The organism is Geomonas silvestris (assembly GCF_014193515.1).
Taxonomy (GTDB): Bacteria; Desulfobacterota; Desulfuromonadia; order Geobacterales; family Geobacteraceae; genus Geomonas; species Geomonas silvestris.
In genome coordinates this window covers 64,774-88,566 of the sequence record NZ_BLXX01000007.1, presented here as the reverse complement: position 1 = coordinate 88,566, position 23,793 = coordinate 64,774, and the positions used below count along the sequence as shown (strand labels likewise).

General features: G+C 62.0%; 23 protein-coding genes. 14 read left to right on the top strand and 9 right to left on the bottom strand.

Translation table 11 applies throughout. The features are described from left to right. Window positions 1-38: 38 nt before the first annotated feature. Window positions 39-1,166 carry a glycosyltransferase gene (locus GMST_RS12515; RefSeq protein WP_183354999.1) on the bottom strand — a complete coding sequence of 376 codons (1,128 nt, stop codon included), beginning with the start codon at window positions 1,164-1,166 and terminating at the stop codon, window positions 39-41. Window positions 1,167-1,485: 319 nt separating this feature from the next. On the opposite strand from GMST_RS12515, the gene GMST_RS12510 reads away from it, so the two are divergent. Then, on the top strand, window positions 1,486-4,596 hold the full coding sequence (locus GMST_RS12510; protein WP_246399525.1) for a hybrid sensor histidine kinase/response regulator: 3,111 nt from the start codon (window positions 1,486-1,488) through the stop codon (window positions 4,594-4,596). Window positions 4,597-4,638: 42 nt separating this feature from the next. Here the strand turns inward: GMST_RS12510 and GMST_RS12505 are convergent, their stop codons facing one another. Further along, on the bottom strand, window positions 4,639-4,803 hold the full coding sequence (locus GMST_RS12505) for a hypothetical protein (protein WP_183354998.1): 165 nt from the start codon (window positions 4,801-4,803) through the stop codon (window positions 4,639-4,641). 474 nt (window positions 4,804-5,277) lie between these two features. Between GMST_RS12505 and GMST_RS12500 the strand changes: the two genes are divergently transcribed. The 7 genes from GMST_RS12500 to GMST_RS12470 all read left to right on the top strand — a co-directional run bounded on the left by GMST_RS12500 (window position 5,278) and on the right by GMST_RS12470 (window position 11,473). Next, entirely contained in the window at window positions 5,278-5,643 is a 366-nt protein-coding gene (locus tag GMST_RS12500; RefSeq protein ID WP_183354997.1) for a hypothetical protein, read from the top strand. Window positions 5,644-5,960: 317 nt separating this feature from the next. After that, entirely contained in the window at window positions 5,961-6,950 is a 990-nt protein-coding gene (galE, locus tag GMST_RS12495) for a UDP-glucose 4-epimerase GalE (RefSeq protein WP_183354996.1), read from the top strand. A 23-nt stretch (window positions 6,951-6,973) separates the two neighbouring features. Next, window positions 6,974-7,852 carry a YicC/YloC family endoribonuclease gene (locus GMST_RS12490; protein WP_183354995.1) on the top strand — a complete coding sequence of 293 codons (879 nt, stop codon included), beginning with the start codon at window positions 6,974-6,976 and terminating at the stop codon, window positions 7,850-7,852. Between the two features lie 17 nt (window positions 7,853-7,869). Next, complete coding sequence (gene gmk / locus GMST_RS12485; RefSeq protein ID WP_183354994.1) at window positions 7,870-8,478, top strand: guanylate kinase; 609 nt, start codon at window positions 7,870-7,872, stop codon at window positions 8,476-8,478. Between the two features lie 37 nt (window positions 8,479-8,515). Continuing rightward, entirely contained in the window at window positions 8,516-8,722 is a 207-nt protein-coding gene (rpoZ, locus tag GMST_RS12480; protein WP_012531643.1) for a DNA-directed RNA polymerase subunit omega, read from the top strand. A gap of 113 nt (window positions 8,723-8,835) precedes the next feature. Then, window positions 8,836-10,986: a RelA/SpoT family protein gene (locus tag GMST_RS12475; RefSeq protein WP_183354993.1), complete on the top strand. Its 2,151-nt coding sequence runs from the start codon at window positions 8,836-8,838 to the stop codon at window positions 10,984-10,986. 103 nt (window positions 10,987-11,089) lie between these two features. After that, complete coding sequence (locus tag GMST_RS12470; protein WP_183354992.1) at window positions 11,090-11,473, top strand: RidA family protein; 384 nt, start codon at window positions 11,090-11,092, stop codon at window positions 11,471-11,473. A gap of 88 nt (window positions 11,474-11,561) precedes the next feature. Here the strand turns inward: GMST_RS12470 and rpmB are convergent, their stop codons facing one another. Next, complete coding sequence (gene rpmB, locus GMST_RS12465; RefSeq protein ID WP_183354991.1) at window positions 11,562-11,753, bottom strand: 50S ribosomal protein L28; 192 nt, start codon at window positions 11,751-11,753, stop codon at window positions 11,562-11,564. A gap of 103 nt (window positions 11,754-11,856) precedes the next feature. Between rpmB and GMST_RS12460 the strand changes: the two genes are divergently transcribed. Further along, the gene (locus GMST_RS12460) at window positions 11,857-12,447 is read left to right on the top strand and encodes a YdcF family protein (protein WP_183354990.1); all 591 of its coding nucleotides are present in this window, start codon (window positions 11,857-11,859) and stop codon (window positions 12,445-12,447) included. A 101-nt stretch (window positions 12,448-12,548) separates the two neighbouring features. On the opposite strand, the gene metG is transcribed toward GMST_RS12460, so the two are convergent. From metG to GMST_RS12435, 5 genes are all read right to left on the bottom strand, one after another. Continuing rightward, complete coding sequence (metG, locus tag GMST_RS12455) at window positions 12,549-14,075, bottom strand: methionine--tRNA ligase (RefSeq protein WP_183354989.1); 1,527 nt, start codon at window positions 14,073-14,075, stop codon at window positions 12,549-12,551. Next, window positions 14,072-15,016 carry a PSP1 domain-containing protein gene (locus tag GMST_RS12450; protein ID WP_183354988.1) on the bottom strand — a complete coding sequence of 315 codons (945 nt, stop codon included), beginning with the start codon at window positions 15,014-15,016 and terminating at the stop codon, window positions 14,072-14,074. The genes metG and GMST_RS12450 overlap by 4 nt, the downstream gene beginning before the upstream one ends. 181 nt (window positions 15,017-15,197) lie before the next feature. Then, complete coding sequence (gene holB, locus GMST_RS12445) at window positions 15,198-16,169, bottom strand: DNA polymerase III subunit delta' (protein WP_183354987.1); 972 nt, start codon at window positions 16,167-16,169, stop codon at window positions 15,198-15,200. Continuing rightward, window positions 16,169-16,846, bottom strand: a complete 678-nt coding sequence (gene tmk / locus GMST_RS12440) for a dTMP kinase (RefSeq protein WP_183355125.1) — start codon at window positions 16,844-16,846, stop codon at window positions 16,169-16,171. The genes holB and tmk overlap by 1 nt, the downstream gene beginning before the upstream one ends. 317 nt (window positions 16,847-17,163) lie before the next feature. Next, window positions 17,164-18,312: an OmpA family protein gene (locus tag GMST_RS12435; protein ID WP_183354986.1), complete on the bottom strand. Its 1,149-nt coding sequence runs from the start codon at window positions 18,310-18,312 to the stop codon at window positions 17,164-17,166. Window positions 18,313-18,970: 658 nt separating this feature from the next. Between GMST_RS12435 and GMST_RS12430 the strand changes: the two genes are divergently transcribed. Further along, the gene (locus GMST_RS12430) at window positions 18,971-19,237 is read left to right on the top strand and encodes a hypothetical protein (RefSeq protein ID WP_183354985.1); all 267 of its coding nucleotides are present in this window, start codon (window positions 18,971-18,973) and stop codon (window positions 19,235-19,237) included. Window positions 19,238-19,276: 39 nt separating this feature from the next. Continuing rightward, a complete protein-coding gene (locus tag GMST_RS12425; protein ID WP_183354984.1) occupies window positions 19,277-19,969 on the top strand; it encodes a DNA-binding transcriptional response regulator in 693 nt (230 codons plus the stop codon). A 420-nt stretch (window positions 19,970-20,389) separates the two neighbouring features. On the opposite strand, the gene GMST_RS12420 is transcribed toward GMST_RS12425, so the two are convergent. Then, window positions 20,390-20,605 (bottom strand): hypothetical protein, encoded by a 216-nt coding sequence (locus GMST_RS12420; protein WP_183354983.1) that lies wholly within the window; start codon window positions 20,603-20,605, stop codon window positions 20,390-20,392. A 346-nt stretch (window positions 20,606-20,951) separates the two neighbouring features. Between GMST_RS12420 and rnc the strand changes: the two genes are divergently transcribed. From rnc to era, 3 genes are all read left to right on the top strand, one after another. Beyond that, window positions 20,952-21,650, top strand: a complete 699-nt coding sequence (gene rnc, locus GMST_RS12415) for a ribonuclease III (protein WP_183354982.1) — start codon at window positions 20,952-20,954, stop codon at window positions 21,648-21,650. After that, window positions 21,647-22,690, top strand: a complete 1,044-nt coding sequence (locus GMST_RS12410) for an elongator complex protein 3 (protein ID WP_183354981.1) — start codon at window positions 21,647-21,649, stop codon at window positions 22,688-22,690. Before rnc ends, GMST_RS12410 begins: the two co-directional genes overlap by 4 nt. Before the next feature lie 149 nt (window positions 22,691-22,839). Further along, the gene (gene era, locus GMST_RS12405; RefSeq protein ID WP_183354980.1) at window positions 22,840-23,736 is read left to right on the top strand and encodes a GTPase Era; all 897 of its coding nucleotides are present in this window, start codon (window positions 22,840-22,842) and stop codon (window positions 23,734-23,736) included. The last annotated feature ends 57 nt before the right edge of the window (window positions 23,737-23,793 follow it).

Sequence of the window (23,793 nt, the reverse complement as noted above, 5' to 3'; positions counted from 1 at the left end):
GGTTCGGGGCTTTTTCTGGTGCTGAAGCGGGCGCTGCCTCAACGAGGCGCGGCAGTTCTCTCGCGGAGCGCCTGCCGGATCAGGGTGTCCATCGCCTCCACGGTGCTGTCCCAGGAGGTGCTGGAAAGGATGCGGCGCATGCCGGCCACCATGCGACGCTTCTGCTCCGCATCCTGCCTGAGCGCCTGCTCGCACCCCGTGATGAACTCCGCGATGCTTCGGCCGATGAAGACCACCTCGCCGTAGGGGCGCACCACGTCGGTGATGGGGGTGCTGACCACCGGCTTTTCCGCGGCCATGTACTCGAGGGTCTTCGTGGGGCTTATGTAGCGGGTCGCTTCGTTCAATGCGAAGGGGAGGATGCAGACATCCCAGCCGGAGAGAAAGGCGGGGAGTTCGGTGTACTCTTTTTTCCCGAAGTAGTGGATGTTGGGGGCCTTGGGGAGCGTCTCGGGGGCGATCTTGACCACCGGGCCCACCAGGACGATCTGCCAGCCCGGGTGCGTCTTGGCCAGGGCGTGCAGCAAGGCGAGGTCGAGTCGCTCGTCCAGTACCCCGTAAAACCCCAGGCGCGGCCGGGGGAGGGGGCGCTGCAGCGGGTGGTCCAGGGCGGGGTCCAGCGCTTTGGCGAAGTGGGCGGCGTCGACACTGCTCGGGAAACAGTGCACCGCGGGGTGCAGCCCCTTCTTCGCCTCGTAGAGGCTCCGCCCGCCGGTGAAGACGAGGTGCGCGGACTTCAAGAGGGCGGCCTCGCGCTGGGTGAGCTGTCGTGGTGCCTTCAGGAACCCGGAGAGTTCGTCCATGCAGTCGTAGACCACCAGCTGCGGCCTGAGGTGGCGCAACAGCGGCAGCGCCATCGGGGTGTAGAACCAGGCGAGGTAGTGGCTGATCTGCTCCTTGGCCAGAAGCTCTCCGAGGAGCTCCGCAATCCAGGGGATCTGCTCGTCATGGAAACCGCCCTGAGAGCTCGGGGTGACCGGTTTGCAGACCAGGACCCCCGGTTCGGGCCGGCTCAGCTCGAAAAAGGGGGCGCTGTTTTCCTGGTGGATCGGCTCCTCGATGAAGATGATCGGTCGGAGTTTGGCCATGCGGGCCAGGAGGTGCTGGGGGCGCTGGTAGACGAAGTCCCAGCGCAGGTGCGAAAAGACGACGATGGATTCGTGCATGGTCTGGAGGCTCCTGGTCGGGGAAGCGCGGTGGATCTATCATTAATAGGCGATACCGGCGCTGGTTTAATGTGGTTTAGCTCATCTTTTCAGGTAATGTTAACAGCCTTGACGGGAAAAAAAAGGGGAAGGCCGTCGGTTTCTAGGATGACCTCGGTTGCTGATCCAATAGCCGTTTCTATGGTAAGGGCTCGTTAATGTATTAACGACCAACTCAGGGAGGCGGTCCCAATCACCACAAAATGCTAAAAGATATTCACTCGCGACCCGATACGTGGTATGTCACAGCCGATCCTTACCACGGAATCGAGGTGCTCAGTTGCCCCCTTCGCCATCGGCCGCCCAGGCCGGGAAAACATCCCGCATCACGAGGCTCTCCGCGTCGCTCTCCCGTTACGGGGTCGGCTACATCGCCGCCTGGACCGCGTTCATGGTGTCGCTCACTCTGACGACGCTCTACTTCCACCACCAGGACACCCTGAAAGAGGCCGAGAGCGAGGCGCGCAACTACTTCCTTTTGAACCAGTTCTACCGCGGGTGGGCGGCGCGGCTGGGCGGTGTCTACGCCCCGGCCGACAAGGTGGCCCCCAACCCCTACCTGACCACGCCGCGCCGCGACCTGCGCACCGAGGACGGTCAAGAGCTCACCCTGGTAAACCCCGCCTACATGACCCGGATGGTGTTCGAGGCGATCCGGCACTCCTCGGCCACCCCGGTGATCAGTAAGCTGGTCAGCGACCGGCCGCTCAACCCCGCCAATGCACCCGATCCCTGGGAACGGGAGGCAATCGAGGCCTTCATCCGCAAGGGTGCGACCGAACGCACCCAGCTCTCCAGCATCAACGGCCAGCCTTATCTGCGCTACATCTCGCGCTTCACCACGCTCCCTCCCTGTCTCACCTGTCACGGTGTTCAGGGGTACCGGACCGGCGAGGTGCGCGGCGGCATCACCATCGCCATCCCGCTCGCTCCCTACCTCGCCTCCGAGGCCCAAACCCGCAACGACCTCGTGGCCGGCTACCTCGCCCTCTGGTTCGCCGGGACCGTCGGTATTGGTGCCAGCTCCCGGAAGCGGACCCGTTACGAGGAGAGACTGCGCGCCAGCGAGGAGAAGTTCCGGACCATCTGCGACTGGACCCAGGACTGGGAGTACTGGATCGACGCCTCGGGGGAGCTTAGGTACCTCTCCCCGTCGTGTGAGGAACACACCGGTCACCCTCCCGACGCCTTCCTGGCGGATCCGGATCTCTTGGCGCGACTGGTGCACCCCGAGGACCGGGAGGCCTATGTGCATCATGTCCGGCAAAGCCGTCTGCAACCCAAGGAGTGCGCGGGCACCCACGAGTTCCGGATCATCGCCCGCGACGGTACCCTGCGCTGGATCCACCATGCCTGCCGTCCGGTCTTTTCGGCCGGAAACTACCAGGGGCGCCGGATCTCGAACCGGGACATCACCGTGCAGAAACTTCACGAGCAGGAACTCGCCGTGCGGGCCGAACTCTTGAACTGCGTAAGCGACTCGGTACTGGTTCTCGACCGCGGGGGGAAGATCCTCGACGCCAACGAGACCGCCTGGCGCTGGTACGGCTCAAGCCGCGAGGAGCTGCTCGAACTGAACCTCGCCGACTTCAGCAGCAACAGGGAGTTCCCTGCACTCAAGCGGCTGGAGCAGATCTTCAGCGCCGGCAGCGCCGTCTTCGAATCGGAACACCTCTTAAAGAACGGCGAGCGCCGCCTGGTCGAGGTGACGGCGCGCATCATCGACTACCGGGGCCGCCCGGCGTGCCTGAGCAGCATCCGCGACATCACCGAGCGCAAACTGGTGGAGGAGGATCTGCACCAGGCGAGGCTCGAACAGCAGCAGGCGGCGGAGGCGCTCAAGGAGAGCGAGCGGACCCTGCGGGTGCTGTTCGAGGTGACCCAGGCGGGAATCATCCAGCTCGACGACCAGGGGGTGGTCCGGTTCGCCAACCCGCGCATGGCCGAGATGCTGGGGCTTGCCCCAGAACAGCTGCTGGGGAGCGACTACCGCGCCCTGATCGGCGCGGACCAGGTGGAACCCGCCACGGAGAACCTGAGGCAGCTCTTTAGCGGCGCAACCGAATGCCTGAGTACCGAGCGCCACTACCGCCGCGCCGACGGCTCCCCGTTCTGGGGCTACCTCACGGCGCGGCGCGTGGTTAGCGGAGGGGGAGGGGTGGTTACCATGGTCGGCACGGTGACCGACCTCAGCGAGCTGAAAAGCGCCGAGGAGAAGCGGCTCAGGATGGAGCAGCAGATGCTCCACGTGCAGAAGCTGGAGAGCCTGGGGGTGCTGGCGGGGGGGATCGCCCACGACTTCAACAACATCCTTTTGGCCATCATGGGGAACGCAAGCCTCGCCCTGCACCGGCTCCCCCCCGACTCTCCGGCGCAGTACCACCTTGAGCAGATCGAGCACGCCTCGGACAAGGCTGCCGACCTGGCCCGCCAGATGCTCGCCTACTCAGGCAAGGGGCACTTCGTACTGCAGGCCGTCGACCTGAACCGGCTGGTGCAGGATATGACTGCGATGCTCGAGGTTTCGCTCAGCAAGAAGGTGACCCTTCACTTCGAGCTCGACGAGGGGATCCCGTGCCTGGTGGCAGATGCCACCCAGCTGCGCCAGATCGTGATGAACCTCGCCATCAATGCCACGGAGGCGATCGGAGAGCAAAGCGGTGACATCACCATCCGGACCGGCTGCCTGGAGTGCGACCGGAGCTTGCTGGCCAGCACCTGGCTCAACGACGACCTACCGCCGGGGTTCTACGATTTCCTGGAGGTCCGCGATACCGGTTGCGGCATGGATGCCGATACACTTGCCCGGATCTTCGAGCCGTTCTTCACCACGAAGTTCACCGGGCGCGGCCTCGGGATGGCCGCCATTTTGGGCATCGTGCGCGGCCACAAGGGTGCCATCTCGGTTGAGAGCGAGCCCGGGCGGGGGACCTGCTTCCGGATCTACCTGCCGGCCAGCAGGCAGACAAGCTGCGAGACGAGCAAAGTCGAGACCTCGCAGGCCTGGCGCGGCAGCGGAACGGTTCTTTTGGTGGACGACGAGAAAGCGGTGCGCGAGGTGGGGCGTGAACTGCTGCGCGCCCTGGGCTTTGCGGTGATCTGCGCGGAAGACGGGGCGGAGGCGCTCAAACGCTACCAGGAGCGCCGGGACGAGATCTCGCTGGTGCTCATGGACCTCACCATGCCAAACCTGAACGGCGAGGAGACCTTCCGGGAGCTGATCCGCCTCGATCCCGGCGTGCGGGTGGTGCTCTCCAGCGGTTTCACCGAGCAGGAGGTGGCCGGCAAGTTTCCCGGGCGGCGCCTGGCGGGGTTCATGCAGAAGCCCTACACGCTCGGGGCGCTGCGGGAATTGCTGAGCCGGCTCGACCTTACGGCGCCAAAAATATAGCCTGCAGGTGCAGGCCTTTTTGGGGGGCGGCTCTCGTTATGTTCAGGGGACCTTGTTGAGTGAGGTGAGGAACTCCATTACCGCCAGCAGGTTGAGAAGCCTTTTGAAGAGTTGATTTTTTTCCTTGGGGTCGCCGGTCGCGGTCAGTTTTTCTTTGAGAAGTCGGTACTGTTCGTAGGCCAAGTCGAAGGGATTTACCTTGCTCACTGCGCAGTTCCTCCAGAAAATTTTTATTAACGTACTATAACTATTGCCCGGCAGGCTGTCAACCCCCTCTCGTCTGCCTGGCGGGAGCCCCGAGGGGAAGCGGCGCTGCCACCTCACCGGACGGCTTAACCGAGTTTGGAGCGACTCCTGGGGCGGCTTAGCGTTGTGACCGCTCCCTAACGACACCTCAAGGCCGCCTCCCGCAGGGGACGCGGCCTTTTTGCGTCCGGGACGGGAACGGCTGAGGGAGCCAACAATAATTATTAAAGTCTGCAACACCACACACCGATATGTCTTTTAGCATGGTACGGAATGGTCTAAAGAGACTGCACACTGTCAGTACCGGTCTGCTATGACTGACGGTGCTGCAATAGATTCCGTGACAAACGCTCCTGAGAGTATCAGGCTTTTTTCCAGACTCCGGCGTGTCACATTTGCTTTGAGTATTCAATTGAATGGTTCAAGGGGCGGGAAATGCAGAAACACATCTTTGGGATTGGCAGCGGCAAGTACCATTTCGATCCGGAGACGCTCGACTCGTTCATCGAGGAAGCGCGCGGTCGGTTTACCATCCCCTCCGGAGCCTTTGACAGGGCCGCGGAAAGCGACCTTCCCACCGAATCGGAGACCCAGCGGGTCTTTGACGAGATCATGTCCCTGCACCGGGAGTACCTGCGTCACCAAAGCTTCGACGTGCTGTTCCAGCTGAAAACCCGCCTGGAAGAATTCTCGATCCGTTATCACAGTCATGTGCTTGCCGCAGAAGTACTGAACATCAACAGTTGCCTCCCCTACGAGTTGCGCATGGCCTGGAGTAACGACAGACGCACCAGGAACTGATTCCCCCACCCAATAAGTATCTACCATGAGGCGACTTCGCTCATCCAGCTGTCGACGCACCCACTGTGTGCCGGATTCGAAACAGATTAGCTGTTGCATGGAGCGGGGCCAAGTGCTATATATGTCGAACTAATGCTTGTCCTGCGGGAGCCAGATCCTGTACGACGGGCCGGTTTGCAGCAGCCACCCGGCAAGGCTGTGGTTCCTGATGGGGACCCCTGCCGGCACGCTCTGCCAGACTCGAGGGTTTAGTCCAAAGGCTAGGCCCTTGTTTCGTTTTTATCGCGCTTGCCACTGCAACGAACGAGGAGGACCCGATGGGAGCAATACTGGTGACCGGAGGTGCCGGTTACATTGGCAGTCACGTGGTGCGGCAGCTTTCCGAAGCGGGGCACCAGGTTGTGGTGTTCGACAACCTCTCCACGGGCTCGGCGGATGCCCTGATTCACGGCGAGCGCCTGATCGTGGGGGATCTCGCGGACCGGGAACACCTGGACCGGGTGCTCAAGGAGACCGGGTGCAAGAGCGTGCTCCACTTCGCCGCGGCCATCGTGGCCCCGGAATCGGTGCACCTGCCGCTTAAGTACTACGGCAACAACACCCGCAACACCCTGAACCTCCTGCAGGCCTGCGTCGAGCACCAGGTGGAGCGCTTCATCTTCTCCTCGACCGCCGCAGTCTACGGCATCCCGGAAGGGGGCGAGGCCTCCGAGACGACGCCGACCGTTCCCATCAACCCCTACGGCACCTCGAAACTGATGAGCGAGTGGATGCTGCGCGATGCCGCTTTTGCCCACGGCTTCTCGTATGTCGCCCTGCGCTACTTCAACGTGGCCGGCGCCGACCCGAAGGCCCGCATGGGGCAGCGTACCCCGGACGCCACCCACCTCATCAAGGTCTGCTGCCAGGCTGCCCTCGGGATGCGCGACGCGGTCTCCATCTTCGGCACCGATTACCACACCCCCGACGGCACCGGGATCCGCGACTACATCCACATCGAGGACCTCGCCTCGGCGCACCTGAGGGCGCTCGACTACCTTTCCGGGGGGGGGACTTCCAGCACCATCAACGTGGGGTACGGCAAGGGGAGCAGCGTCCGCGAGGTGATCGAGGTGGTGAAGCAGGTGAGCGGGGTGGACTTCAAGGTACTGGAGGGGCCGCGCCGTCCCGGCGACCCGCCCAACCTGGTGGCCGGCGCCGACCGGATCCGCACCCTTTTGGACTGGACCCCGCGTTACGCGGATCTCACCACCATCGTCCAGGACGCCTGGCGCTGGGAAAAGAAACTTTTCGAGGCTAAACGCTAGGGGCGCTCGCCCTGGAGGATATGATGATCAAGAGCATGACCGGTTACGGCAAGGGTGAGGCGGCGTACGCCGGAGGGCGTATCGTCGTGGAGCTGCGCTGCGTGAACCATCGCTACGGCGAGATTTCGGTGAAGCTGCCGCGCGTGCTGATGCCGTTTGAAAACGAGATCAAGAAGCGGGTCGCCGAGAAGCTGAACCGCGGCAAGATCGATGTCTTCATCCAGCTCGAGTCGGCCGCCCAAGCCGGGGTTCCCACTGCGAACCTGCCGCTGGCGCGCGGCTACCACCGCGCCCTCACCAGCATCCGCGAGGCGCTGGGGCTCGAGGAGGAGGTTGATCTCGCCCTCATCGCCTCTCAGCGCGACGTCATCACGGTGAGTGCCGAGGCCGAAGCGGCCATCGAGGAGATCCCGGCGGAACTGGTCGAGGCGCTCGAGGCGGGACTTGCCCGGGTGGACCAGATGCGCAGCTTCGAAGGGGAGTCGCTTAGGGCGGACTTCAGAAAACGCCGCGAGACGCTTGCCGAGCTGATCGCCCGGGTGGAAAAGCGCGCACCGTCGGTGGTGGCCGAATACGCGGCGAAGCTCAAGGAACGCATCCAGGCGCTCACCCAGGAAAGCGGCCTCCCGGAGGACCGGGTCGCTCTAGAAGTGGCGCTTTTGGCCGATAAGTGTGACATCACTGAGGAACTGGTCCGCCTGGAGAGCCACCTGCGCCAGTTCGACGAGACCCTGGAGCGCAGCGAACCGGTGGGGCGCAAGCTCGACTTCCTCCTGCAGGAGATCAACCGCGAGGTGAACACCATCGGATCCAAGGCGAACGACGCCGAGATCGCCGCCTGCGTGGTGGAGCTTAAGGGCGAGCTCGAGAAGATCCGCGAACAGGTGCAAAACGTCGAGTAGCAAAAATGGAGGGAACCATGAAACGCGAAGGAGTGCTCTTTGTCATCTCGGCCCCCTCCGGTGCCGGCAAGACCACGCTCTGCAAGGAAATTATTGACAAATTCCCGGAGTTGCGGCATTCTGTCAGCTACACGACGCGCGCCCCCAGAGCCGGAGAGGTGCCTGGTCGTGATTATTTTTTTGTGGGTAAGGAGGAATTTTCCCGGATGATTGAGGCCGGGGAATTCGCAGAGTGGGCCGAAGTTCATGGCAACCTCTACGGCACATCGCTCGCCACCCTCAAGGAATGCCGCTCCCAGGGGATCGACCTGATCCTGGACATCGACTGCCAGGGAGCCCAGCAGCTGAAGGGACGCTTCGACGGAGGCGTCTATATCTTCATCCTGCCCCCCTCCATCGCAGAGCTCAGGCGGCGTCTGAACGGCCGCTCCTCCGATACCGCAGAGGTGATCGAGCGCCGCATCCAGAATGCCGCGGGCGAGATCAAGGAATCGCGCTGGTACGACTACATCATCGTCAACGACGAGTTTCCCGTGGCGCTGGAACAGCTGAAAAGCGTACTGGTCGCCGAACAGTGCCGGGCCTTCAGGGTCATCCAGGGGCTCTCGGCGCAGTTCAATATCTAGAAAAAACGACACGATACCACGACAAAGAGGTGTTACTATGGCAAGGGTTACCGTAGAAGATTGTCTGGAAAAAGTGGATAACCGCTTTCTCCTCGTCATGCTGGCCAGCAAGAGGGTCAAGCAGCTGTTCAAGGGCGCCCGTCCGCTCATCGACAACCGCGGTGCCAACAAGAACGTGGTGGTTTCCCTAAGGGAGATCGCCGCCGGCAAGATCGGCTGTGAAATTGGCAAGAAAGGTCGTTAGTTAAGAAGGGGAGCGCGTCTCCCCTTTTTGTTTCGCTCGACTTAAGGGGCTGACGGCTTTTTGGGGGAAGGTCCCGCCGTTGGCCCTTTTGCTTACCGGGACGTCAAGATTCGATGATACGACTCAACGACATACTTGAGAAGGTCGCCTCGTACAATCCGGGTGCCGACCTCGATCTGATCAGAAAGGCTTACGTCTTCTGCGCCAAGGTGCACCAGGGGCAGACCAGGCTCTCCGGAGAGCCGTACCTGATCCACCCCATGGAGGTCGCAGGGATCCTGGCCGACCTGCGCCTGGACATCCCGGCCGTGGTCACCGGTCTCTTGCACGACACCGTCGAGGACACCCTGACCACGCACCAGGAACTCGCCGAGATGTTCGGGGGCGAGGTGGCGCGCCTGGTGGACGGCGTCACCAAGATCGGCAAGATCCACTTCAAGACCAAGGAAGAGAGCCAGGCCGAGAACTTCAGAAAGATGCTCCTCGCCATGGCAAACGACATCCGGGTCATCCTGGTGAAGCTTGCCGACCGGCTGCACAACATGCGCACCCTGCAGTACCAGCCCGAGGCGAAGCAGCGCGCCATCGCCCGCGAGACCCTTGACATCTACGCCCCGATCGCCAACCGTTTGGGGATCTCCTGGGTGAAGGGGGAGCTCGAGGACCTCTCCTTCCGCTACCTGGAGCCGCAGCTCTACTACGACCTGGCCGGCAAGGTGGCCAAGAAGAAGCAGGAGCGCGAGAGCTACGTGGCGAGCGTCAAGGAGATCATCAAGAACCAGCTCTCCGAACACGGCATCAAGGGGGAGGTATCCGGGCGAAGCAAGCACCTCTACTCCATCTACCGCAAGATGCAAAGCCGCAACGTGGACATCGACGAGATCTACGACCTGATCGCCATCAGGGTTACCGTCGAGGACGTGCGCGAGTGCTACGAGGTCTTGGGGATCATTCACTCCACCTGGAAGCCGATCCCCGGGCGCTTCAAGGACTACATCGCCATGCCCAAGGGGAACATGTACCAGTCGCTGCACACCACGGTGATCGGGCCTTTGGGCGAGCGGATGGAGGTGCAGATCCGCACCTCGGAGATGCACCGCGTGGCCGAGGCGGGGATCGCGGCGCACTGGAAGTACAAGGAAGGGAAGGGGTACGACGAGAAGGAAGTGAAGCGCTTCACCTGGCTCAGGCAGCTTCTCGAGTGGCAGCAGGAGCTCGCCGACTCCAAGGAGTTCATGGACACGGTGCGCGTGGAACTCTTCCCCGAAGACGTCTTCATCTTCACCCCGAAAGGGGACGTGAAGGGGTTCCCCAAGGGGTCCACCCCCATCGACTTCGCCTACTCGGTGCACACCGACGTCGGGCACCGCTGCGTGGGGGCCAAGGTGAACGGCAAGCTGGTCCCGCTCAAGTACGAGCTTAAGACCGGCGACATCGTCGAGGTAATCACCTCGCCGCACCACACCCCCAGTAAGGACTGGCTGAAGATCGTCAAGAGCTCCCGGGCGCGCAACAAGATCCGGGCCTGGGTGAAGACCGAGGAGCGCATAAAGAGCATCCAGCTGGGGCGCGAGATCTGCGAGAAGGAGTTCCGCCGCTATTCGCTTAACTACGCCAAGCTGCAAAAGACGGGCGAGATGAAGCGGGTGGCCGTCGAGTTCGGCTTCCAGGCCGAGGACGACCTGATGGCCTCGGTTGGGTACGGTAAGCTCTCGGCGAACCAGATCCTGGGCAAACTGGTGCCGGCCGAGAAGCTGGAGGCGGCCCAGGAACGCAAGGAAACCCGCATCGGGAAGGTGATCGACAAGCTGAAGGGGAAGTCCTCCAGCGCGATCCAGATCGACGGTGTGGAGGACGTGCTGGTCCGCTTCGGCAAGTGCTGCAATCCGCTGCCCGGCGACGAGATCACCGGCTTCATCACCCGCGGCCGCGGCGTCACGGTACACACCGCCGACTGCCCCTTCGCGGCTGCCCTCGAACCGGAGCGCCGCATCGAGGTGGCCTGGAACCGGGGCCGGAAGAGCGCGCTGCCGGTCAAGATCCGGGTCATCTGCAACGACGAGAAGGGGATTCTGGCGCACATCGCCACGGCCATCACCAACAGCGAGGCGAACATCTCCAGCGCCTCCATCCAGAGCACTATGGACAAGCGCGGCGAGAACCTCTTCGAGGTGGACGTGACCGACCTGGATCACCTGAAGCGGGTCTTCGCCTCGATCAACAAGGTGCGCGGCGTATTGAAGGTGGAAAGGCTGAAGAGCTAGGGTGAGTCGGCGTGAGTCGCCTGAAGCGGGTAGTAGCTACAAAAAGATTTCGTACGTTGATAATCTCACGGGTCCGGAACCCGCATTATTTTGAGGAGGAACCATGAGCAAGGAGATCATCAGCACCGAGCAGGCACCCAAGGCGATCGGGCCTTATTCGCAGGGCGTGAAGGCGGGAGGCTTCCTGTTCCTTTCCGGCGCCATTGCGCTCGATCCGGCGACCGGCGAGATGTGCGGCGGTGGAGTCAGTGCGGAGACCGAGCTGGTCATGAAGAACATCGGGGCACTTCTGGAGGCTTCCGGCCTGGGGTTCGGCGACGTGGTGAAGAGCGTCATCTACTTGGCCAACATGGGGGACTTCGCCACCGTGAACGCCATCTACGGGCGCTTCTTCCCGGAGAACCCGCCGGCGCGGGTCACCGTCGAGGTCAAGGGGCTGCCGCGCGCCGCGCTGGTCGAGATCGAGGTGACCGCCCTTTGCCGATAGGCTTTAGGGCAAGCCCGCTCCGGACAAAAATAAAGCCGCTGCGCCTTGAGGCGCGAGCGGCTTTAGATTCTTTGCAGAGGGTCAGATCCTAGAGGGCTTTGGTTACGTGTCCGGAGCGGATGCAGCGGGTGCAGACCTTGATGCTCCTGACGGTACCGTTCCTCACGGCCTTGATCTTCTGCAGGTTCGGGCGCCAGATTTTGCTGGTTTTGTTGTTAGCGTGGCTGACGTTATTCCCGAAGCTAGGGCCCTTACCGCAAATCTCGCATATTCTGGACATTTCTTTCTACCCTCCGGTGTTTACTGAAGTCGTCACTTATAGCAGATGAAACCACCAGGTGCAAGTAAAAAATACCGGTGGTGATGGATTTAACGGTGCAATCATGGGTTTGATAAAAGGTCTCTTCTCGTTGCTGATCGTCACGCTCCTCGTCTTGAGCGTGCTCTTTGTCGATTTCGTCTATAAAACCTTCTCCGTTACCCCGCGCGAGGTGCACACCGATGCCATCGTGGTGCTCGCCGGCGGGCGTGGACGGGTGGAGGAGGGGATCAAGATGTACAAGGAGGGGCAGGGGCGCCTGCTACTCCTCATCGGGGTGGATCCGCTGGTCAAAAAGGGGGAACTCTACCGCGGCACCAAGCCGGACCAGGTCTACCTGGAGAACGTCTCCCGCAACACCCTGGAGAACGCCATCTACGCCCGCGATCTGATCACCAGGCACAAGGTGACCTCCATTTCGCTCATCACCTCGCGCTACCACATGAAGCGGGCCACGCTTATTTTCAGAAACGCGCTTGCCAAGGACATCGCCATCTATCCGCATCCGGTCGATTCCCGCAACCTCAAGGAAGACTGGTGGATTCACGGTGGCAGCTTCAAGCTCCTCTTCACGGAGTTCTACAAGTACTGCGGGTTCCGCTTCTTCTTCATGCTGGCGCCCGGAGAGCTGCGACCGCTCCCCGGCGGGAGCTGAGGAGGAGAAAACAGCGGCCCCTATTCCCCCATTCCGAACCACCAAAAAAGGGGACGCTCCTGCGAGCGTCCCCTTTTTCATTGCCACGTTCGGACCTTGGGCTACTCCGCCTTCTCCTCGATGCGCGGGAAGAGCGCCTCGGCCTTCGCGATGCTGCTGCCGGGCTTGAGCCCGCCCCAGGCAAGTGCGGCGTCGTCCACCTGGGTCCAGCCCAGGTAGCCAAGCCCCTTCTCCGCGGTCTTCGGCATGAAGGCGGAGAGCAGCAGGTAGACGATCCTCTGCGACTCCAGCATGTAGTACATGACGGTTCCCAGCCGCTCCTTCTGGGCCGGGTCCTTGGCAAGCGTCCACGGCGCGGTCTCGTCGATGTACTTGTTGCCGGCCGAGATCACCTCCCAGATCGCCTGGAGGGTGCGGCTGAAGGCGAGATCCTCGATGTGCTTCTCGACCTGCTCCAGCAGGGCCACGGTCTTCTCGCGGTAGTTTTTATCCAGCTCGGTCTCCTCGCCCGGCGCCTGCAGCACGCCGCCGAAGTACTTGCCGAGCATCGCGGTGGAGCGGTTCAAAAGGTTCCCCAGGTCGTTCGCCAGGTCGGAGTTGATGCGGTGGATGAGCGCCTGATGCGAGAAGTCGCCGTCGAGCCCGAAGGGGACCTCGCGCAACAGGAAGTAGCGCACCGCGTCCACGCCGTACTTGTCGATCAGCATGTTCGGCTCGACCACGTTCTGCAGGCTCTTGGACATCTTCTGCCCCTCGACGGTCCACCAGCCGTGGGCGAAGACCCGCTTCGGGATGGGGAGACCGGCCGCCATCAGGAAGGTCGGCCAGTAGACGGTGTGGAAGCGCAGGATGTCCTTGCCGATCAGGTGCACGTCGCAGGGCCAGTACTTGCCGAAGTTCCCCGCCTCGTCCGGGTAGCCGAGCGCGGTGATGTAGTTGGTGAGCGCATCGAACCAGACGTAGACCACGTGTTTGTCGTTGCCGGGAACCGGAATCCCCCACTGGAAGGTGGTGCGGGAGACGGAGAGATCCCTCAGCCCCTCTTTCACGAAGGCGATGATCTCGTTTCTGCGGCTCTTGGGCTGGATGAACTCCGGGTTCGCCTCGATGTGCGCGAGCAGTTGCTCCTGGTACTTGCTCATCCTGAAGAAGTAGGACTCCTCCTTGAGCTTCTCGGTGGGGCGGTTGCAATCCGGGCACTTGAAGTCGATGAGCTGGGTCTCGGTCCAGAAGGTCTCGCACGGGGTGCAGTACCAGTCCTCGTACTCGCCCAGGTAGATGTCACCCTTCTCCATCACCCGCTCGAAGAGTTCGGTGACCCCCTTCTTGTGGCGTTCCTGGGTGGTCCTGATGAAGTCGTTGTTGGAGATCTCGAGCTTCTCCCACAGGGCCTGGAAGCGCTTCATGACGCGGTCTGCCAGCTCCAGCGGGGTCTCGCCTGCGGCGTAGGCCGCCTTCTCCACCTTCTGCCCGTGTTCGTCGGTGCCGGTCAAAAAGAAGACGTCAAAACCCTTGAGCCGCTTGTAACGGGCCAGGACATCGGCCGCGAGCGTGGTGTAGGCGTGGCCTATGTGCGGGACGTCGTTTACGTAGTAGATGGGGGTGGTGACGTAGAACGCGGGTTTCATTGTGGTTTCTCCTTTTTTCTTTCCTTGACGTCCTGGGGGCGGTCGCGACGCGGCTTTTTCTGCCCCTGGCCCTGGGCCTGGCCCTGCTGCCCTTTGCCCTTGTCGCCGGGCTGCCCCTGGGGCTTCTTGATCCGGTCGCTTACGTTCTCCGGAGCGATTTGGTCACCGTTTAACTGCACCAGGCTGTCGTCGTTCTGCTTCACCGTCACGGTGCCGGCCAAGACGTTCACCTTGACCACCTCGCCGTCCACGCAGCCGCACTGCACCCGCTTGCCGCACTTGGGGAGCCCTTTTCTCAGGCTGCAGTAGGTCTCGAACTCGTAGGAGAGGCAGCACAAAAGCCGGCCGCACTGGCCGGAGATCTTGCTCGGGTTGAGAGCGAGGCTCTGCTCCTTGGCCATCTTCACGCTGACCGGCTCGAATTCGCGCAGGTACGAGGAACAGCAGAGTTCCCTGCCGCAGATGCCGATGCCGCCCACCATCTTCGACTCGTCGCGCACGCCGATCTGGCGCATCTCGATCCTGGTGTGGAAGGCGTGGGCCAGGTCCTTCACCAGTTCGCGGAAGTCGACGCGGCCGTCGGCGGTGAAGTAGAAGATCGCCTTGCTCCCGTCAAAGAGGTACTCCACCTTGACGAGTTTCATGTCCATGCCGCGTTCTTTGATGCGGCTCAGGCAGAACTTGTGTGCCTCGCGCTCCTTGAGCACGTTCGCGGCCTGGATGGCCAGGTCGGACTGCTCTGCCATGCGCTGTACCGGCTTGGTCCCCTCCGGCAACAGCGAGTCGTCCACCTCGATGGGGCCGGCGACGACGTGACCTATGCTTTTGCCACGCTCGGTTTCGACGATGACCTTGTCACCCGGTTTCGGCTCGACTTTGCCGACCGTGAAGTCATAGAGTTTACCGGCGGTGCTGAACTGTATCCGTACTATTCTTGCCAAACATGCCTCCGATTACTGAGACGGATCTGTCGAGGGGAAGGTGCGTGGAGCCTCGATCCGTGGGGTCGTGTGCTGCGGGTTGTCGGGAAGAGCCCCGACGTTATCACGATGCCGGCGCCGATTCTGTCGTTTCGCCACCCCACTCGACGCCGCAAGGGGAGGGGACAGCACTGCGTGCTGACTAGGCCAGGCGCAAGGTGCAAAAGCGCATGAAGAAGACTTCCAGCGCCAGCCTCGCGTTTACGTTGCGAACGAACATGTGGCGCATCGCCATCAGCTGTTCGATGAGTTCCATGATCTGGCTGTCGCTGCGCCGTGCCGATTCCTTGGCAACCAGGGGGGCGAGATCGCTGTTCACCAGGGACTCAGGGGTGCTGCGGTAGATCAGTATGTCGCGCAGAAACGACAGCAGCAGTTCGAGGAGTTCCGGCAGCCCGTCCTTGTTGGCGGCGAACTCCTCGGCGGCCGCGAAGAGCGCCCCCACGTCTTTCAGCGAGAGCGAGGTGATCCGGGTGAGGAAGGCTGCACGCCCCTCGAGTACCCCGTCGGCGGCGATCTCCAGGCCGCGGCTCAGGCTGCCGCCGCACAGGGTCGCCGCGACGCGCGCGGCCTCGCCGGCAAAGCCGTCGCGCACCAGTCGCTCCTCGATGAGCTCGGCCGACAGCGGCTGGAAGGCCAGGGACTGGCAGCGGGACAGGATGGTCTGCAGCACCGCGGAGCGCTCCGGGGCGATCAGGATCATCAGCGCATTTCCCGGCGGCTCCTCCAGGGTTTTCAGGAGTGCATTTCCCGACGAGGCGTTCAGCTTTTCGGCGCCGTCGATGATGCAGGCCTTCTTAGGCGCCTCGAAGGGCCGGTAGGAGAGCTCCTTCTGCAGCTCGCGCACCTGGTCGATCTTGATGAACGCGCCGTCGGGTTCCAGGATGTGCAGGTCGGGATGCTGTCCGCTGGCCAGTTTCCGGCACGAGGAACAGGTTCCGCAGGCTTCGTCCCGGCCGCAGAAGACCGCCTGTACGAAGGCAAGCGCCGTCTTGCGCTTGCCGCACCCCTCGATGCCGGAGAAGAGATAGGCATGCGCCACCCGCTGCATGGCGATGGAGCGGCGCAATACGCCGATTGCACGGTCTTGGCCGATGATCTCTGAAAAGGGCATTACCGTTCCGCCTGTTGCGGCACCGAGACAGCCTCCCCAAGCACAGATAACTTGCCGGACAGGGCAGCGAGCACGCGTTCTTCGGTCGCCGCGACGTCGCCCGAGCCGTCGATCACCAGGAAGCGCTGCGGCGCTGCGGCGGCACGGCCCAGGTATCCCTGGCGCACGCGTTCGTGAAAGAGGATGCTCTCCAGTTCGAATCTCTCTTCTCGAGCACCGGTGGCGGCCTCGATGCGCGCCCTGGCTCGCGATAGGCCGGTTTCGACGGGGCAATCGATGAGCAGGGTAAGCTGCGGCTCCAGCCCGCCGGTGGCGAGCCGGTTCAACTGTTCGATGGTGGCGAGATCCAGCTCCCTGCCGTGCCCCTGGTAGGCCACGGTCGCGTCGGTGAAGCGGTCGCAGAGTACCACCTCGCCGCGCTCGAGTGCCGGAACGATCACCTCCTGAACGTGCTGGGCGCGGGCCGCGGCGTAGAGCAGCAACTCCGCAAGCGGGGTGATCGCGCTGTTTTGGGCGTCCAGGAGAATGGCACGCATCTGGTCGGCAATCGGGCAGCCACCTGGCTCACGGGTCGCCGTCACCCGGTGCCCCCGTGCCTGAAGGCGCTCCTTCAAGAGTCTTAGCTGGGTGGTCTTGCCGCACCCTTCGACGCCTTCAAATGTAATGAACATGCCGATGCCCTTGTTCTAACCTTTTTATAAAATCACCGAATTATAGGGGAGGGGGGGTAAATATGCAACATTTTAATGGTCCCCAGGCCGCGTCACGACTGAGCTTTGAGGGGTATGTGCGAGGCGGAAAATGAAACTGTCTCAGGTCCTGGCAGTGAGCGGCGCGTGCAGGTGAACCTCGCTAGGTTCATTCAAGAAAAGCCGGCGGTTTGTTCTGAAACCTCGGGTGGTCCCTGCAGCGAAGTGGGTGGGGTACAACAGACGGTGGCAGGCGCACCCCGCGTGAGAGGTGCGCCTGCCAGTTCAGAGGGATGTTACCAGTCTCATCTCACCACGCAGTCGATGATGGCGTTGATCCTGCGGTTTTTCTGCCGTCCTTCCGCGGTGCTGTCGTAGGCGATGCGCCGCGTCGGGCCGTAACCCTTGGCGGAGAGCCGGTCGCCCTGGATGCCGAACTTGGTCTCCAGGTAGTGTACGACGCTCTCGGCGCGCTGCCGGGAGAGTTTCATGTTGTGCCCCAGGTCGCCGGTCCCGTCGGTGTGCCCCTCTATGACAGCGGTGGTGGTCGGATACTTCTTCAGGTACTCGCCGACCTTATCGATGCGCTCGAAGTAGCGAGGTCTGATCTCGGCGCTGTCCGTGGCGAATTCCACGTTGAGGGCGATACAGAGCCGATCCGGAGGTGCGGTAACCTCCTGGACGTCGAAGGCACAGTCGATGACTGCGTCGATGCGGCGGTTTTTCTGCCGTCCGGTGTCGTTGCTGTTGGCGGCGATGGGCCGGCTCTTGCCGTACCCTTTGGCGGAAAGCCGGGAAGGTTCGATGCCGAAATTCTCCTCGAGGTACTTCACGACGCTCTTGGCGCGCTGCTGGGAGAGTTGCATGTTGACCTCGTCGGAGCCGACCTCGTCGGTATACCCTTCGATGACGGCGGTGGTGGTCGGATACTTCTTCATGAATTCCCCGACCTTCCCTATTTCATCGCGGTATTGGGGGCGGACCTCGGCGCTGCCGATGTCAAACTCCATGTTGAGGGACACGCAGTACTTGAAACGTTCGGGGGTCGGCTCACTGGCGGGTACCGGTTCAAGGGGCGTCTCGACAGCAGCTGCGGCAGGGGGCGCCGGGGGAGCCTCGGCGGCCTTGGCCGGTTGCGGCGGACAGAGCGCGTTGGCCTTGGCCGTGGCCTCTTTGGCAAGGGCGATCCCTTCCTCGGTGTGGCAGGCGCGGTAGACGTCGTAGGCCTTGTCCTTGGCGGCCTCGGCGGCTTTGAAATCGGCCGGGCACGCCTGATCTTTCCCGGCTTGGCGGGCGGATTCCACCGCGCGGTCCGCGTCCTGCATTTCGGAATGGATGTAGTAGCCGGGGATGTTGCCGTGTCCGTTGTTCACTTCGTAGTGGGCGCAGCCAGACAACGCCCCGACCAGCGCCAGCGCAACCGGAAGATTGAGAACTCGATAGGTAGGATGCATGTTGTCTCTCCTTTACACCCAGATGTCTTGAACCCAGGCTGGACATCCAGCTTGAGGGGGTGTCACAGACTCAGAGAGTGCCACTTTCTCAAGGTCGCTTTCGAGCCTTTGAGGGTGCTCACTCTGTAGCAGATCAATTTGAAAGACCGGAATGCTCATCGGCAGCCTCTTAACTGGCAAAACCAGGGCATTATCTTTTTACATCATATCTTTGTGCTGCGGCAAAGCAACCAAGTTCAGGATTTGTATTGTTTAGGTTCAGACGCTTGTTCAAGATCCCCTGCCATTAGTTCAAATGACGATGTACCCTTTGACAGAGCTGCGCAAACTCACCCATATTTCCCGTCCCTGGTGTTTCATGCAGCGCCCCCGACCGAACGTACATCGTGTATATACAGTTCTGTAACGCGAAAAAATTACCGTATTTTAGGCCTCTTAGCCAATAGACGGCGTTGCCGGCCGGCAGCCGCATCGTGGGGGTGTATTGGGAAAACATACTTCCTGGGGAACCTCAGTGCCGGGACTGTCGCCTTGAAGAGTCTGAAACCGACGAAGAAACAGTGCCTTACGCTCTTGGGTGAAATCGGGCACGGTTGATGCTACTACCAGGTCAAGAGAACGATTCGGCATCCAAATACTAGCGTCAGGGAGGGAAACCATGAAAGCGAAATCCAGCAAAACCGCCGGCAAGATCGCAAGTTGGTTCATCGTAGCAGTAGTCGTAGCGGGCGCCTTTGCCATCTCGGGTGTTGCCGACGTCTCAGAGGCAGGGGGCTCCAGCGCGAAACTTTTCATCCTGTTCATTGGTGCCGTGATCGTACTGCAGGTCGTTCCCGGGCTCATGCTGCTGGGCGCCATGTTCAAAGGCATCTACGGCATGATTTTCAAGAGAAATGCGAACCGCGAAGCGGAGCACGCTCACTAGACGTTGGCTCGCCAGCAAGAGAAGTGTTTGAGGTGGGTTATGGACGAGAAAACCATCATCATCGCTGACAGAGATCTCGACTACTGCGGTACCATCGCCGTCTTCTTCAGAAGGGCAGGGTACCGCGTCGAGGCAACCGCCTCCGCCGATCAAGTCCTGCGCAGCGTTCGGGAGCGCCGGGCGCCGGTCCTTCTGCTGGGAAGTGCGTTCGGCAGCGAGGTCCCTTCGCCGGAGTTGGTTCGGCTCCTTAAAAAGTGCAACCGGCAGTTGCAGATCATCATGGTCTGTGACGAGGTAACCCTGGATCAGGAACGGCAAGTCAGGCAGGAGGGGATCTTCTACCACGCCTTGAAGCCTGCTTCGGAGTGCGAGGCCGCGGAACTGGGCCAAGCGGTCGCCTGCGCCTTCGAGAAGCAGGCCGCCGACGCCAGGCGCAGTCGTGGCCACTATCTGCTTCCTGCTGCGGCGCATCACGAAAAGGTGCGCCCGCAGTTGGTGCAACTGCTCCCGTGGATGGTCGGTTTGCTCGCCTTGGTGCTCTGCACCGATGCCATTCCGCGCCGCGCTGCAAGTACCGCCCAGCAAGGGAGTGACTTCGCGATCTGGCTGTTCCTCGGGTTCTGCGCGATGATCGTCGTGGGGCAGTTGCTGCCGATATTCCGCATCCGGCTCGCCCTGGGACGTGCGGCCCGCCGGCAGCAGGTTTCCGAATCCTCGCGCAGCGGGAAATAACCACAACCCTCACCCTTCAGCTGTTGCAACCAGACACCGTCGCTCGGGCCGCCTACCGGCCCGGCGTCGGGTGACGGTTGTAGTGCCCCTTCTGCCTTCCCCCACTTTCCACACAAAATAAACCATCAAAGCAAACCCGCCACGCGCCTTACAAACCAAAAAACCCACGTTCAGTTAGTGAACGTGAGGCGCACGCCGGGGCATGATAATTCTGATGGTAATGAGCTCTGTGCGGAGGGGGGTAATCGACACCTGTCGTAGCCATAAACGCTGAAGCTGCAGACAGGCTGGCAGGCATACTCAGACGGCCGCTTGAACGGTCCCTTGGACTGCCACTTGGACGGCCACCAGAACGGCCACCAGAACGCCCACTTGAACGGCCACCTGGACGGTTGTTTGGACAACTTGTGGGGCGCTGCCTTAGCGCGGGTCGGCTGTGCTCGGGCGGTTGGTGATATTGGGATAGTTCAGCATCATCCTGATGGCCGGCAGGGTCTGCCCGACCAGCACCGCGGCGCACAGGCCCAAGGCCAGCCAGTTCAGCATTCCACCCGGCCCATTCTGCAACGCACCATTGGCGGTAACCGCTGTCGTTGTCATTGCTGCGATAGCAACTCCTAAGGTAATGGCTCTCATGACACCCCTCCTGCAACGCTGCATTTCATTCCTGATATTCCATTAGCAGGTAGCATGCCAGAGCATGTCGCCTGTACCCGATAAAATAAGACCATAAATACGTAAGGTTGTCCGACGGTGCTGCGGGGAGCGCGGCGATCTGCCAGCTTGCGTTTGGCTCTTCCATACAGGTAGAGCAGCCACGCCAGGTCGCGAAGCTCGTAAAACGGCCAACTGACTGTTTTAGTGCGTTTTATCCCGCTGTCGCCACTGTATGAGCGACATATACTCACACCGCAGCCTTGGCTATTGCCATGGAGCAGTGCATTGGCTATAGTGTTTGGACTTTCACCCATCGGAAGGCTCTATGGATCTCGACCACGATAGACTCAGTCGCATAGAAAAAGCTCTCGGCTATACCTTTGCCAACAAGGAACTGCTGGAAGAGGCATTGACGCACCGCACCTATGCCAATGAGGCTGGTGGCGGCAAGGACAACCAGCGCCTGGAGTTCTTCGGCGACGCGGTGCTCGACTTCCTGCTCTCCGAGATGCTCATGGTCCAGTTCCCGGCCAGCCGCGAAGGAGAACTCACCCGGATCCGCGCCTCCTTGGTGGACGAGGTGAGCCTCGCCCGCATTGCCGCGACCCTCGACCTCGGTGCCGCTTTGCGCCTGGGGCGCGGCGAGGAAAAAGGGGGCGGGCGGGAAAAAAGGTCCCTGCTGGCCGACGCCTTCGAGGCACTCCTCGCGGCGCTCTATCTCGACGGCGGCATCGAGGCGGTCAGGCGGGTGGTGCTCGAACAGTTCGGTGCGCAGCTGGTTTCCGGCTCAGCGCTCGCCGGCCGGGACTTTAAAACGGCACTGCAGGAGCGTGCCCGCAACGTGCGCGGCGTTCTCCCGCGCTACCAGCTAAAGCAGGTAACCGGTCCTGACCACGACCGCCACTTCACCGTGGAGATCTACCTGGGCGACGAGCTGATGGGCGAGGGTGCCGGGCGCAGCAAGAAGGAAGCGGAACAGGCGGCCGCCAAGGAAGCCTGGCAACGGCTCGAGGGGACTCCTTGAGGCCGGTTGTCGTCCCCTTTTTCATCTCCCACCTGGGCTGTCCGCATCGCTGCATCTTCTGCGACCAGGAGAAGATTTCCGGCAGCCGGACAGCTCTCCCCGACACCCAGGCGATCCTGGACAAGATTGAAGAGTTCCGAGCCAGCGCACCCGGCCGCCAGCTCGAGGTCGCTTTTTACGGCGGGAGCTTCACCGCACTGCCTGAGGAAGTCCAGCTCAAGCTCCTCGGCGCGGTGCAGCCGTATCTCGCTGGCGGCACTGTTACCTCGCTCCGGATTTCCACCAGGCCAGACGCTGTCGATCACGCTGCAGGATCCCTGTTAAAGCGCATGGGGGTTGGCACCGTGGAACTTGGAGTCCAGTCGATGAACGACGAGGTGCTCCGTCTGGCGGGGCGCGGCCACGGTGGCCGGGACAGCGAACAGGCGCTGGCAACCCTCAAGGAGCTCGGTTTCAGAGTCGGCGTGCAGCTCATGCCGGGGCTTCCCGGCGACACCCTGGAACGCTCCGTTGCCTCGCTGAAGCGGGTGCTGCAGGATAAGCCGTCCTTCCTGAGGATCTATCCGACGGTCGTGGTCGCAGGGACCGAGCTTGCCGAGCTCTATCGTCATGGGCGCTACCGGCCGCTTGCCCTTGGTGAGGCGGTAACCTGGTGCAAGGAGCTGCTCAAGCTGGCGCGGCAGGCCGGCGTGCCGGTGGTCCGCCTCGGCCTGCAGCCGACGGAAGAACTCGAGACACCCGGCGTGATCCTCGCGGGTCCCTTTCATCCCGCCTTCGGGCAACTGGTCGAGTCGGAAATCTGCTTCGAGGTGATGGCCAGCTTGTTGGAGGGAGCCACGCCGGGGAGCGAGGTCGGTTTCCGGGCCGCTCCGGGGCGGACCTCGGACCTGGTCGGACAGCGCCGCTGCAACCTGAGGCGGCTTGCGGAACGCTTTGAGGTCCGGATCCTCAAGGTTCGTGAGGACGACACCCTGGGAAGAGATGTCATCGTGCTGGAAGGCCCCCACGGCGAGCGTTTCCGGTCCCTTGCCGATCGGTAACCGGGTGAGGTGAGCGCTGCCGCGTCGGCCTCAAAAGGCGACGCCGGGCCCGCGCTGCCGGGGAGAGCACGTAAAGAGGACTTTTCATCCCGCTGCTTTTCCCGTATGGTGAAACGTAGCAAGCACGCAGAAGATTCTAGGAGATACCCATGTCACAAGCAGCATTCCGCTCCGGGTTCGTAGCGATCGTCGGCCGGCCCAACGTCGGCAAGTCGACCCTCTTGAACAAGATCCTGGGCGAGAAAATCGTCATCACCTCGGATAAGCCGCAGACCACCAGGAACCGGATCCAGGGGATCCACAACGTCCCCGGCGGGCAAATTGTCTTCATCGACACCCCCGGCATCCATCGCGCCAAGTCCCGGCTCAACAAGTTCATGGTCGAGGAGGCCCTCTCGGCGGTGCAGTGGGTCGACGTCATCCTCTACCTGGTGGACGGCGCGGCCGATCCCGCCAAGGAGACCGGGATGATCAAGGAGGTGCTCTCCGGTGTCGAGGCGCCGGTCATCCTGGTTTTGAACAAGATCGACCTGTTCCCCAAATCGGACCTCCTGGAGCGCCTGCTGGCCTACGGCGATGTCTATCCCTTCAAAGAGATCATCCCCATCTCCGCGCAGACCGGCGATGGCGTTGAGCAAGTGGTGGAACTGGTGCATGGCCTGCTTCCGGAAGGCCCCTGCTACTTCCCCGATGATATCCTGACCGATCTCCCCGAGCGCTTCATCGTGGCCGAGATCATCCGCGAGAAGATCTTCCGGATGACCCGCGACGAGGTACCTTACTCGGTAGCCGTGGTGGTGGACAGCTTCAAGGAGCGGCCGGACGGACTGGTGGCTATCCAGGCGACGGTGAACGTGGAGCGCGACTCGCAGAAGGGGATCATCATCGGCAAGCGCGGCGACATGCTCAAGCGCATCGGCATGCAGTCGCGCCAGGAAATCGAGCGGCTTTTGGACACCAAGGTCTTCCTCGAGCTCTTCGTGCGGGTAAGCGGCGAGTGGAGCGAGAACAGCCGGATGCTCAAGGAGTTCGGTTACAGCTCCTAAACTCCTGGTGTCTCCCGAACAATAAAAAGGCCTCCCCCGGTGACAGGGGAGGCCTTT

Bases quoted from the DNA above. Each gene is read 5' to 3' on its own strand.
- GMST_RS12490 (WP_183354995.1), top strand. From the start codon at position 6,974: ATGATCAAGAGCATGACCGGTTACGGCAAGGGTGAGGCGGCGTACGCC.
- GMST_RS12430 (WP_183354985.1), top strand. From the start codon at position 18,971: ATGAAAGCGAAATCCAGCAAAACCGCCGGCAAGATCGCAAGTTGGTTC.
- GMST_RS12435 (WP_183354986.1), bottom strand. From the start codon at position 18,312: ATGCATCCTACCTATCGAGTTCTCAATCTTCCGGTTGCGCTGGCGCTG.
- GMST_RS12425 (WP_183354984.1), top strand. From the start codon at position 19,277: ATGGACGAGAAAACCATCATCATCGCTGACAGAGATCTCGACTACTGC.
- metG (WP_183354989.1), bottom strand. From the start codon at position 14,075: ATGAAACCCGCGTTCTACGTCACCACCCCCATCTACTACGTAAACGAC.
- gmk (WP_183354994.1), top strand. From the start codon at position 7,870: ATGAAACGCGAAGGAGTGCTCTTTGTCATCTCGGCCCCCTCCGGTGCC.
- GMST_RS12420 (WP_183354983.1), bottom strand. From the start codon at position 20,605: ATGAGAGCCATTACCTTAGGAGTTGCTATCGCAGCAATGACAACGACA.
- GMST_RS12475 (WP_183354993.1), top strand. From the start codon at position 8,836: ATGATACGACTCAACGACATACTTGAGAAGGTCGCCTCGTACAATCCG.
- era (WP_183354980.1), top strand. From the start codon at position 22,840: ATGTCACAAGCAGCATTCCGCTCCGGGTTCGTAGCGATCGTCGGCCGG.
- GMST_RS12460 (WP_183354990.1), top strand. From the start codon at position 11,857: ATGGGTTTGATAAAAGGTCTCTTCTCGTTGCTGATCGTCACGCTCCTC.
- galE (WP_183354996.1), top strand. From the start codon at position 5,961: ATGGGAGCAATACTGGTGACCGGAGGTGCCGGTTACATTGGCAGTCAC.
- rpmB (WP_183354991.1), bottom strand. From the start codon at position 11,753: ATGTCCAGAATATGCGAGATTTGCGGTAAGGGCCCTAGCTTCGGGAAT.
- GMST_RS12470 (WP_183354992.1), top strand. From the start codon at position 11,090: ATGAGCAAGGAGATCATCAGCACCGAGCAGGCACCCAAGGCGATCGGG.
- rnc (WP_183354982.1), top strand. From the start codon at position 20,952: ATGGATCTCGACCACGATAGACTCAGTCGCATAGAAAAAGCTCTCGGC.
- GMST_RS12500 (WP_183354997.1), top strand. From the start codon at position 5,278: ATGCAGAAACACATCTTTGGGATTGGCAGCGGCAAGTACCATTTCGAT.
- rpoZ (WP_012531643.1), top strand. From the start codon at position 8,516: ATGGCAAGGGTTACCGTAGAAGATTGTCTGGAAAAAGTGGATAACCGC.
- holB (WP_183354987.1), bottom strand. From the start codon at position 16,169: ATGCCCTTTTCAGAGATCATCGGCCAAGACCGTGCAATCGGCGTATTG.
- GMST_RS12515 (WP_183354999.1), bottom strand. From the start codon at position 1,166: ATGCACGAATCCATCGTCGTCTTTTCGCACCTGCGCTGGGACTTCGTC.